The organism is Phenylobacterium sp. T106, assembly GCF_057219735.1.
The window spans coordinates 529,451-539,720 of record NZ_JBXVWA010000003.1 but is presented as its reverse complement, the minus strand read 5'-3'; the positions used below and the strand labels follow the sequence as shown (position 1 = coordinate 539,720).

At 70.9% G+C, this 10,270-nt stretch carries 10 protein-coding genes; 4 read left to right on the top strand and 6 right to left on the bottom strand.

Annotated elements, in window-relative coordinates:
• Positions 1–124: 124 nt before the first annotated feature.
• From AC2D8W_RS10210 to AC2D8W_RS10190, 5 genes are all read right to left on the bottom strand, one after another.
• Positions 125–1,051 carry an alpha/beta fold hydrolase gene (locus AC2D8W_RS10210; RefSeq protein WP_484671445.1) on the bottom strand — a complete coding sequence of 309 codons (927 nt, stop codon included), beginning with the start codon at positions 1,049–1,051 and terminating at the stop codon, positions 125–127.
• A gap of 69 nt (positions 1,052–1,120) precedes the next feature.
• Entirely contained in the window at positions 1,121–2,785 is a 1,665-nt protein-coding gene (locus AC2D8W_RS10205) for a long-chain fatty acid--CoA ligase (protein WP_484671444.1), read from the bottom strand.
• A 25-nt stretch (positions 2,786–2,810) separates the two neighbouring features.
• Positions 2,811–3,752 carry a hypothetical protein gene (locus AC2D8W_RS10200; protein WP_484671443.1) on the bottom strand — a complete coding sequence of 314 codons (942 nt, stop codon included), beginning with the start codon at positions 3,750–3,752 and terminating at the stop codon, positions 2,811–2,813.
• A 115-nt stretch (positions 3,753–3,867) separates the two neighbouring features.
• Positions 3,868–4,662: a meso-2,3-butanediol dehydrogenase gene (gene budC, locus AC2D8W_RS10195; RefSeq protein ID WP_484671442.1), complete on the bottom strand. Its 795-nt coding sequence runs from the start codon at positions 4,660–4,662 to the stop codon at positions 3,868–3,870.
• Between the two features lie 26 nt (positions 4,663–4,688).
• The gene (locus tag AC2D8W_RS10190) at positions 4,689–5,381 is read right to left on the bottom strand and encodes a nitroreductase (RefSeq protein ID WP_484671441.1); all 693 of its coding nucleotides are present in this window, start codon (positions 5,379–5,381) and stop codon (positions 4,689–4,691) included.
• Between the two features lie 118 nt (positions 5,382–5,499).
• Here AC2D8W_RS10190 and AC2D8W_RS10185 point away from each other — a divergent pair, with 118 nt between their 5' ends.
• From AC2D8W_RS10185 to AC2D8W_RS10170, 4 genes are all read left to right on the top strand, one after another.
• Positions 5,500–7,326, top strand: coding sequence for a flavin-containing monooxygenase (locus AC2D8W_RS10185; protein WP_484671440.1), 1,827 nt, complete (start codon positions 5,500–5,502; stop codon positions 7,324–7,326).
• Positions 7,323–7,709, top strand: coding sequence for a VOC family protein (locus tag AC2D8W_RS10180; RefSeq protein ID WP_293484276.1), 387 nt, complete (start codon positions 7,323–7,325; stop codon positions 7,707–7,709). Before AC2D8W_RS10185 ends, AC2D8W_RS10180 begins: the two co-directional genes overlap by 4 nt.
• A 103-nt stretch (positions 7,710–7,812) precedes the next feature.
• Complete coding sequence (locus AC2D8W_RS10175) at positions 7,813–8,097, top strand: hypothetical protein (protein ID WP_484671439.1); 285 nt, start codon at positions 7,813–7,815, stop codon at positions 8,095–8,097.
• 102 nt (positions 8,098–8,199) lie between these two features.
• Positions 8,200–9,234, top strand: coding sequence for a BON domain-containing protein (locus AC2D8W_RS10170; RefSeq protein ID WP_484671438.1), 1,035 nt, complete (start codon positions 8,200–8,202; stop codon positions 9,232–9,234).
• A 199-nt stretch (positions 9,235–9,433) separates the two neighbouring features.
• Here the strand turns inward: AC2D8W_RS10170 and AC2D8W_RS10165 are convergent, their stop codons facing one another.
• The gene (locus AC2D8W_RS10165; protein ID WP_484671437.1) at positions 9,434–10,237 is read right to left on the bottom strand and encodes an FkbM family methyltransferase; all 804 of its coding nucleotides are present in this window, start codon (positions 10,235–10,237) and stop codon (positions 9,434–9,436) included.
• Between the last annotated feature and the right edge of the window lie 33 nt (positions 10,238–10,270).

Sequence of the window (10,270 nt, the reverse complement as noted above, 5' to 3'; positions counted from 1 at the left end):
CCACTGCGCCCTGCTCAGCTCGTAGCGCTTCACGCCCATCAACCCGCTCCGAATCAGAAACCCGGAGACGGATTGATTCAGCACCCTTCAGATCTGGGAATCCTGAATGTGGATTGGTCCTAGCTCAGGCCGCGCGCGCCTTCGGGAGCCTGGACGGCAGCAGGGCCGGCAGCTTCGGCCACCGGAACGTCCACAGGGTCGAGCGCTGCGGAATGCAGGACTCGATCGCCGCGAGCAGGACCTCGGCCGGCCCGTCGTTCAGGAAGTGGTTCGCGCCCTCGGTCCGCACGACCCGGATGGGCCGCCGCGTGACCGTCTCCGCCGCCAGCTTCTCGGCCACCTCGACCGGGGCGAAGTCGTCCTGGTCTCCGTGGATGATGTGGATCGGCAGGTTCACGCGCGACAGCGCGCGCTTGGCGTGGCGAAGCTGCGGCTTCTGGCCGGTGACCTCGATCACCGCGTTGCGCAGGTCGCGCGGGATCATCCTCAGCGCCTTGCCGCCCAGGTCGAGCAGCCAGCGCGCCGTCGGTCCCGCCTCGCCGAAGAAGCCGGACAGCAGCACCAGCCCCGCCACCTTGCCGGGGTTCTGGTCGGCCATGATCGAGGCGATGGCCGCCCCGTAGCTCTGGCCGACGAGAAGCACCTTCTGGCCCCGGGGCGCATACAGCACGGGGGCGAGCGCTTCGGCCTGCACGCGGATGTCCGTGACCGGATGCAGGGGCTCGGAGTTGGCGTAGCCCGGCCGGTCGACGACGATCATCTCGCGGTCCTGCGGCAGCTCGGCGAGCGTCTCGGCCCAGTATTCCGCCCAGGACGGCGCGCCGGTGATCACCACGATCTTCCAGGGCGGCGGCGCCTCACGGGGCGTCTCGATGGCCGAGATGCGCCAGCCGTGGCCGCCCCCCGCCATGAAGCTGGTGCGGCGGACCACGCTCTCGGGATAGTCGGCCGACGTCGGGGCGTGTTCGGTCCGCCCTCGGGCCGCGGCCTCTATCGCCGCCCACCCCATCGCCAGCACGCCCTTGGGCCGCTTCCGAGCCACCGAACTCACCTCCTGGCCTCCATTCTCAGCTGTGAAGGCTGAACGCACGGTTCAAGAGGTGGTTCGTTCCTGTTCAGGTCATCGAGTCGATGCGTCCGCCGGGGCCGCGAGCCGGTCGCGAAGTTCCCGCTTCAGCACCTTGCCCGTGGGCCCGATCGGGAGCTCGTCGACGATCCGAACCTCGTCCGGCGTCCACCACTTGGCGACGCGGGCGCCCACGTGCGCCCTCACCGCCTCGGGATCCGCCGTCTGTCCCGGCCGCAGCGTCACCAGCAGCAGCGGGCGTTCGTCCCACTTCGGATGGGGCATGCCCACGGCGGCGGCCATGGCGACGGCGGGATGCGAGCAGGCCGCCTCCTCGAGGTCGAGGGTCGAAATCCACTCGCCGCCGGACTTGATCACGTCCTTCGCCCGATCGGTGAGACGCAGATAGCCTTCAGGATCGAGGGTGGCGATGTCACCGGTGTCGAACCAGCCGTCGTCGGTGAACGCCTGGGCGCCGTCCTGCTTGAAGTAGGCCGAGGACACCCAGGGCCCGCGCACCTGCAGGGCGCCGCTGGACTTCCCGTCGCGCGGCAGCTCGCGGCCGTCCTCGCCCACGATCCGCAGCTCCACGCCCCACAGCCCGCGGCCCTGCTTCAGCTTACGCTGCAGGGTCGCCTCGGCGCTCTCGCCGGCATGGGTCGGCAGCGGCGTGTTGATGACGCCGAGCGGCGAGGTCTCGGTCATGCCCCAGATCTGGCGCACCTTGCCGCCCAGCCGGGCCTCGATCCGGGAGATGAGCGCCGCGGTCGGCGCCGAGCCGCCGATGGCGATGGTGCGGACGGACGTCAGCCGGCCGCCCGTCTGATCGAGGTGGTCGGCCACCCCGACCCAGATCGTGGGCACCCCCAGGAGGAAGGTGACGTCCTCGGCGGCGATGAGCTCCGAGATGCTGGCGCCGTCGAGCGCGCGGCCCGGCAGCACCAGCTTCGCCCCCACCAGGGGCGCGGCGTAGGGCGTGCACCAGGCGTTGGCGTGGTACATCTGGGCGCACGGCATCACCACGTCGCGGGCCGAGAGGTCGAAGGCGTCGGGCAGCGCCAGCGCCAGGGCGTGGAGCACCGTCGAACGGTGGCCGTAGAGCACGCCCTTGGGGTTGCCCGTGGTGCCCGAGGTGTAGCAGAGGCCCGAGGCCTGCTTCTCGTCGAGGTCGGGCCAGGCGAAGTCGGCGGTCTGGGCCGCCAGCAGGTCCTCGTAGACCAGCACCCCGGCCGCGTCGCGCCACGGCGGCGCGTGCTCGGCGTCGGTCATCGCGACCAGCGTGCGGACGGTCTTCATCCGCGGCGCAAGCTCGCGCACCTGGTCCGAGAAGGTGATGTCGAACAGCAGGACCGAGTCTTCCGCGTGGTCGGCCACCCAGACGATTTGCTCGTCGTGCAGGCGCGGATTGATGGTGTGCAGGATCGCCCCGATCCCGGTGACGGCGAAGTAGAGCTCGAAGTGGCGGTGGGTGCTCCAGGCCAGGGTCGCCACGCGGTCGCCCGGCTTCACCCCAAGCGCCAGCAGCGCCTTCGCCATCCGCTTCGCCCGCGCCAGCGCATCGCGGTAGCCATAGCGGTGGATCGGACCCTCCACCGTCCGCGTCACCACCTCCCGGTCGCCGTGGTAGAGCGCCGCGTGCTCCAGGATCGACGGAAGCGTGAGCGGTCGGTCCATCATCAGGGCGAGCATCGTGGGCGGTTCCTCCAGCGGGCGCCGCATTGAACCATGACCGCCGCGCAGATCGCTAGCGCTCGCCGCGCGCCTCCAGGGTGGCGGCGTTCAGCTTGCGGATCCGCTGCTCGTAGAGCTGGGCCAGGCGCGCCGGGTCCGAGACCTCGCTGCGGGCGTCCCGCCACGCCAGCTGCCGCTGCCGCAGCGTCGCGCGGTCCTCGTGCGCATCGAGCGCCCGCGCATAGGCGCGGCGCAGGTCCACCTGCAGCCGCTGCAACCGGGGCGTCTCGCAGATGACCTGATCGGCAGGCGTGCCTTCGGCGCAGGGCCGGGTCGGGGCCGCGTCGGCCTCGGCCGTCTGGACCGGCGCGGCCTCCGGCTCGGGTTCCGTCGCCGGGGCCGTGGCGGGGGGCGGGACGGTCTCGGAGGGAGCTTCCAAGGCGGGAGGAGGTTCAGCCGGATGCTCGGCCGGCGCGTCGACGGCCGGCGCCGCCTCGAGGGGCGCTGCGGCAATCTCCAGGCGCGTCGGCGCGGCGGGGATGTTGGTGGGCACCGGAGGTTCGGCGCGCGGCGGCTCGCCGCTCACGATCTCGGCGACTCCGACCCCGACCATCGCGCCCACGGCCAGGCCGGCCGCGAAGCCGGCCGCGACCCAGGGCGACCGGCGCGGACGGGTCCGGGCCGGCGGCGTGCGGCTGCGCGCCGGCGCAGGCGGAGGTTCCGCCGCCTCGAGAGTCAGGGGCGGCTCGTCCGGCGGCAGGTCGGCGGGCTCGACCAGCTCCGGATCCGGCCGGGGCTCGAGGGGGTCTCCCAGATCGAGGGTGATCGGCCGGGGCTCGACGTCCCGGCGGGCGCGGAGCAGCCGACCGCGACCTTCCCGCGCGTGGCGCTCACGGCGGTCGGCCATCTCCTGGAGGATCCGGTAGCTGAGGTCAGCCTGTCCGCGGCTGCGGGTGGAGTCGAGCAATTGCCGGAGCTCCGGCCCGCTCAGGGAGGAGAGGTCGACCTGCAGCATGCGAAGCAATCCCGGGCGCGTCACAACATTCGTCGCCGGCGCCCGTCACCTCACCAGCTGGACGCAGTGTGCGCTTGCTCCGCGCTTTTGTGAACCGGTCTCCGCGCCGCAGGCGCTAGCCGCCCTGCGCCAGCCCCTGGAGCAGGCGCGGCAGGTTGGGCTGTCCGGTGTGCGCCGTGACGCCGCCGTCCACCGGAATGACGGCTCCCGTGATGTACGAGGCGTCGTCGGACGCGAGGAAGGCCACGACCGCGGCGATCTCCTCGGGTCGCGCGAAGCGGCCCAGCGGCACCACCTCGTTCCAGGCGTCGCGCACGCCCGGCCACTGGTCGATGCCTGCGATGATGGGCGTGTCCACCGGGCCGGGGCAGACGGCGTTGATCCGCACCCCCTCGCGCGCATGGTCGATGGCGGCGGCGCGGGTGTAGTTCACGACGGCGCCCTTGGCGGCGTTGTAGGCCGCGAAGCTGTAGTCCCCGCCCAGTCCCGAGATCGACGCCGTGTTGACGATGGCGCCGCCGCCTCGGGCCCGCATCCGCGGGATGGCGGCCCGGCAGCCGTAGAAGACGCCGTTCAGGTCGATCTCGATCACCCGCCGCCAGTCGTCGGGCTCCAGGTCGGGCGTCGCGGCGAAGCTGCCGACGCCTGCATTGTTGAACATCACGTCCAGGCCGCCGAACGCGTCTTCGGCGCGCGCCGCCAGCGCCTCGACCTGGGCCCAGTCCGCGACGTCCGCGTGCTGGTAGATCGCCCGGTCCTGGCCCAGCTCCGCGGCGACGGCCCGGCCCGCGTCGTCGTTGACGTCCGAGACCACGACGGCCGCGCCCTCGGCGTGGAAGCGGCGCACCGCCGCCAGGCCGATGCCCGACGCGCCGCCCGTGACGACCGCCACCTTGCCCTCGAACCGCATGCCGATTCCTCCCTGCGCGGGCCCGCCTAGTCGTCGAAGCCCACGAACACGGTGGCTTCCTTGACGGACTTCCGTTCCGAGACCACCGCGTTGGCCGGGAAGGTCTCGTCGGGCCAGCCCAGGGCGATGCTCTTCATGATCACCTGGTCGTCGGCCACGCCCGCATGCTCGCGCACCACCGGCGACTGCATGATGCCCTGGCTGTTGATCACCGCGCCCAGCCCGCGCGACCAGGCGGCGTTGACGAGCGCCGTGGCCACCGCGCCGCAGTCGAAGGGCGCGTCGTCCATGCCCTCCAGCTCCTTGTCGAAGGTCACGATGATGCACACGGGCGCGTCGAACTGGCGGAAGCCGCGCAGCACCCAGTCCTGGCGCGCGTCCTTGTCCTCGCGCGCGATGCCCATGGCGCCGAAGAGCTGCTTGGCCACGCCCACCTGCCGCTCGCGGTGCTTGCCCTCGAAGCCCTTGGTCCCGATGCGGAACTCGCGCGACTGCGGCACGCCGGCCAGGTTGCGCTCGGTGTTGCCCGCGCGGATCCGGTCCAGGGGCTCGCCGGTGATGACGTAGAAGTTCCACGGCTGCACGTTCATCGAGGACGGCGAACGCATCGCCAGGGTGATGATCTCCTCGATCAGCTCCCGGGGCACGGGGTCGGGCTTGTAGCCACGGATCGAGCGGCGGCCGAGGACGACTTCGTCGTAGGTCGGGATCTGAGTCATGCGCCGCTTGCTAGCACGACCATCGCGTGACGCAGGGTCCGGCGGAAGCGCTTGAATGACGCTACGTCCGCGCCGCTTGCTGGAGCGCGTTATAGAAAGCTCGGCGAGGAACCCGACGATGGACGACGCCACCGCGGCCAAGGACCCGATCCACGACTTCGATCCTGACGCCCTACGGGCCAGGTACCAGGCCGAGCGGGACAAGCGCATCCGGTCGGACGGCGAGGCGCAGTACATCGAGCTTTCGGGGAAGTTCGCCCGCTACGCGGAGGAGGATCCCTACGCCGATCCGACCTTCACGCGCGCGCCGCTGAACGACGAGATCGAGGTCGCCATCATCGGCGGCGGGTTCTCGGGCATGCTGGCGGCGGCGCGGCTGCGCGAGCAGGGCGTGGACGACTTCCGCATCGTGGAGGCGGGCGGCGACTTCGGGGGGACCTGGTACTGGAACCGCTATCCCGGCGCCCAGTGCGACATCGAGAGCTACTGCTACCTGCCGCTCCTGGAGGAGCTCGGCTACATCCCGAAGGAGAAGTACAGCTACGTCAGCGAGATCTTCGAGCACTCGCAGCGGATCGGGAAGGCGTACGGCCTCTACGAGCGCGCCTGCTTCCAGACCCGGGTGAACGAGCTCAGCTGGGACGAGGGCCTGAAGCGCTGGCATATCCGCACCAACCGCGGCGACGACATGAAGGCGCGGTTCGTGATCATGGCGCTGGGCACCGCCAGCCGCGCCAAGCTGCCGGGCATCCCCGGCATCGAGGACTTCGAGGGGCACACCTTCCACACCAGCCGCTGGGACTACGACTACACCGGCGGCGACACGACGGGCGGCCTGACCAAGCTCGGCGACAAGCGCGTCGCCATCATCGGCACCGGCGCCACCGCCATCCAGTGCGTGCCCTACGTGGGCCAGTACGCCCAGCACCTCTACGTCTTCCAGCGGACGCCCAGCTCGGTCGACCTGCGCGGCAACAAGCCCACGGACGAGGATTGGGCCAAGACCCTGCAGCCCGGCTGGCAGCGGGCGCGGCGGCACAACTTCGCCGACATCGTCGAGGGCCGGCCCTTCAAGGAGGACCTGGTCAACGACGGCTGGACCGACATCTTCCGCAGCCTGGCCGCCGGCTTCCCGCTGGCCCAGTCGCGAACCGCGGAGGTGACGCCGGCCGACATCGCGCGCCAGGTCGAGCTGGCCGACTTCGTGAAGATGAACAAGATCCGCGCCCGTGTGGACGAGCACGTGACGGATCCGGCCACGGCCGAGGCGCTGAAACCCTGGTACCGGCAGTTCTGCAAGCGGCCGACCTTCAACGACGAGTACCTGCCCACCTTCAACCGGCCCAATGTGACGCTCGTCGATGTGAGCGAGTCCAAGGGGGTCGAGCGGATCACCAGGACCGGGGTGGTGGCGAACGGCGTCGAATATCCCGTGGACTGCATCATCTTCGCGTCGGGCTTCGAGATCTCGACGGCGTTCCGGCGGCGGATCGGCTTCGACATCACCGGCCGCGACGGGCTGTCGCTGTACGACTACTACAAGGATGGCTTCCGCACCCTGCACGGCCACTCCAGCCGCGGCTTCCCCAACTGGTTCTACATCGGCATCGGCCAGAACGGCCTCTCGGTGAACATGACCGCCATGTTCGACGACCAGGCCCAGCACATCGCCTACATCATCAAGGAGGTGAAGGCGCGCGGAGCGACGACGGTCGAGCCGACGGCGGAGGCGGAAGACGCCTGGGTGGACGTGATCCGCTCGGTGGCGGTGCTGAACCGCGATTTCCAGAACGCCTGCACCCCCGGCTACTACAACAACGAGGGCGGCGAGCGCTCCGGCGGCCTGACCGGCGGCGTCTACACGCCGGGGATCAACAAGTTCAACGCGCTGCTGGCGGAATGGCGCGCCAAGGGCGACCTCGAGGGTCTGGAGCTGAAGCCGTGACCGTCCTGGCGATGACCAAGCTGATCGTCGCCGACGTCGAGAAGGCCAAGGCCTTCTACGAGCCGGTGTGCGGCGTGCGCGAAGTGCGCCGGATCAACGCCGGATCGGGCGCCTCGGCCATCACCGAGCTGATCATGGCCGCCGACAAGCCAGGCGGCGCGACGCTGGTCCTCTTCCAGTCGCACGGCGGCCCGCCGCCCGCGCCGGGCTCGTGCGTGCTGGTGTTCGAGACCGACGACGTGGACGCCTTCGTGGAGCGGGCGGTGGCGGCTGGCGGCGCGGTGCAGACGCCCGTCACCCGGCTGCCGGAACTGGGCCTCAGCTACGCCTACGTCCGCGACCCGGAGGGGCACATCCTGGAGCCGCTCTGCCGCAAGGCGTGAGGGTCGCCGCGGGTCTTGAAACCCCGTGCGTCCGTTCCAAATCCTTCGCCGACCGCTGCCGACAGCGGCCGATCGGATGAAAGGAACGGATGGAGTCACGGCCATGCGCCTCGCGACGACAGAAAGCTCGGTATACGCCCAGGGCCTCGCGGCTGCGCTCGCCCGCGGCGTTCGCCCCGCGGTGGGTTTCACGATCCCCGACGACGTGCTGAAGGATCCCGACCTCACGCTGCGCGACAAGCGCGAGATCCTGTCTTCCTGGGCGTCCGACGCCTCCGCGGTCCAGGACGAGCCGACGCTCCGGTGGCTGCTCGGCACGCCCGAGCCCGTCCCCTTTGTCGAGGTGCGCGACGCCCTGGCGCGCCTCGATCGGCTCGAGCGGATGTAGCCGGCGCCCCGGACGACGCCGCCGGGAACGATCGCCCTGCCCGAACGGTTGGCGGGACAAGCTTCCTTCGAGAAGCGCCCCCACAAACCAGGAAGGTGAGCCATGAGCGAGTGGAACAGGCGGGATCGCGACGAGGACCAGCGCCGCTACGGGAACGACGAGCGGAGCCGGTCGTCCGGCGGCGGGCAGGATCGCGGCCGTTGGGGCGAGCAGCGGAGCTTCGGGCGGGGCGGCGGATCGCAGGACGACGACTATCGCGGCGGGGACGACTACCGCGGCGGCTATGACGACGACCAGGGCATGGGCCGACAGGCCGGCCGCGGGTCCACTTACGGCGGCATGGGCCGCTACGGGCAGGACGACGGCGGGCGCTCCGGCGGCAGCTGGTCGGGCGGCGGCCGCTCCGGCTACGGCGGCGAGTCCTACGGCGGCGGACGGTCGTACGGCGGGCAGTCGTATGGCGGACAGTCGTACGGCGGGCAGTCCGGCTACGGGGGCGGCCGCGCCTCCGGGTCGTACAGCCAAGGCGGCGGCCACGACTACGGCGAGTCGTCCTACCGCGGCGGCCAGGGGTATGGCGCCGGCGGGCAGTCCTATGGTGGGCAGTCCTACGGCGGGCAATCCTACGGGGGCCAGTCCTATGGCGGCCAACAGGGCGGCCGGCAGGGCGTCTTCGGCGAGAACGAGCGCCTGCAGCGGGTCAGCGACGGCGAGAGCGAACACGGCCACTTCTTCGGCGGCGGCATGACGGGCGGCCAACATCGCGGTCGCGGCCCGAAGAACTACACCCGGTCGGACGAGCGCATCCGCGACGACATCAACGACCGGCTGGGCGACGACAGCTGGCTGGACGCCTCGGAGATCGACGTGCAGGTCTCGTCCTGCGAGGTCACGCTGACCGGAACGGTCAACTCGCGCGAGGACAAGCGCCGCGCGGAAGACCTGGCCGAGCAGGTGTCGGGCGTGAAGCACGTGCAGAACAACCTGCGGGTCCAGCCCCAGGGCGGGGCCTCGCAGGGCTCGACCGGCACGAGCGCGGGCTCCGGGTCCACCTCGATGAGCGGCGCGACGTCCGGGATGGGCGGCGCGGCAGGCCAGTCGTCCACGACCGGCGGCGCGAGCGGCAAGACTCAGTAGGTGTTGCGGGGCGCGCGTCCGACCGGGCGCGCGCCTCGGCCTCAGAATTCAGCAGCTTCCGACCGTCCCGGCGAATGCCAGGACCCAGATCCACGTGCGCGGTCGTGATGGGAAGGTCTCCGAACCGACCGACCCGCATCTGAGCCATTCCATCTGGATCCCGGCCTTCGCCGGGATGACCGGGTGTTGAATACGGCCTCTAGGCCGCCATCCGGGCCTTGAACACGCCGTCGGGAAGTCGTCCCGCCTTCGTCGGATGGATGAAGAAGTAGTCCTTCCAGGGCAGGCCCTCGACCAGGGTCGTGCGCTCCTCGAGGCGGTCGCCGTCCAGCGCGAACATGCGGTAGCCCCGGTCACGGAACACATCCAGCACCGCATCCCCCGAGGCGTCGAACCGCTCGGCCAGCATCGCCGGATGGATCTCGAGCAGGACGTGCGGGCGGTCGCGATCGAGGATCCCGGTGGCGCCCATGAGCGCCTTCAGCTCGGCGCCTTCGATGTCCATCCGAATGAAGTCGACCTTCGCGATCCCATGCTCCTCGCAAAAGGCGTCCAGGGTGACGACGGGCGTCGGCTGCACCTCAACGCCCCGGTCGTCCAGGTCGGGCCGCGCCGGCCCCTGCGGGCGGACCTCGGCGACATAGGCATAGGCGCGACCCATCCGGCCCGAGCTCTTCTTGGGCGTCACGAGCAATAGTTCGCCCGGCTTGTCGGCCACCGCGGCGTGGATCGGCGTCACCTGCCGACCGATGCGGTGCCACGCGACGCAGGTCCGGAGAACCTCGTAGGCGAAGGCCGAGGGTTCGAAAGCGTAGATCCGCGCCTTCGGGGCCACCTGGGTCATCACGTACGAATGGCGGCCGTCGCTGGCGCCCACGTGCAGGCATGTGGGCGACCCGGACAGCAGGTCCGCGAGGTAGGGGGTCTCGGGCTCGTGCTTGGCCCAGGTCCGGTTGCGGCGCCAGGCCCGGAAGGCGTGGCCCAGCACGCGAAGCGACGGCATCGGCTCTCCTCGTCCGCCCCCAAAGCGGCGCGC

Bases quoted from the DNA above. Each gene is read 5' to 3' on its own strand.
- AC2D8W_RS10205 (WP_484671444.1), bottom strand. From the start codon at position 2,785: ATGCGGCGCCCGCTGGAGGAACCGCCCACGATGCTCGCCCTGATGATG.
- AC2D8W_RS10200 (WP_484671443.1), bottom strand. From the start codon at position 3,752: ATGCTGCAGGTCGACCTCTCCTCCCTGAGCGGGCCGGAGCTCCGGCAA.
- budC (WP_484671442.1), bottom strand. From the start codon at position 4,662: ATGCGGTTCGAGGGCAAGGTGGCGGTCGTCACGGGCGGCGCGTCGGGC.
- AC2D8W_RS10190 (WP_484671441.1), bottom strand. From the start codon at position 5,381: ATGACTCAGATCCCGACCTACGACGAAGTCGTCCTCGGCCGCCGCTCG.
- AC2D8W_RS10185 (WP_484671440.1), top strand. From the start codon at position 5,500: ATGGACGACGCCACCGCGGCCAAGGACCCGATCCACGACTTCGATCCT.
- AC2D8W_RS10175 (WP_484671439.1), top strand. From the start codon at position 7,813: ATGCGCCTCGCGACGACAGAAAGCTCGGTATACGCCCAGGGCCTCGCG.
- AC2D8W_RS10170 (WP_484671438.1), top strand. From the start codon at position 8,200: ATGAGCGAGTGGAACAGGCGGGATCGCGACGAGGACCAGCGCCGCTAC.
- AC2D8W_RS10165 (WP_484671437.1), bottom strand. From the start codon at position 10,237: ATGCCGTCGCTTCGCGTGCTGGGCCACGCCTTCCGGGCCTGGCGCCGC.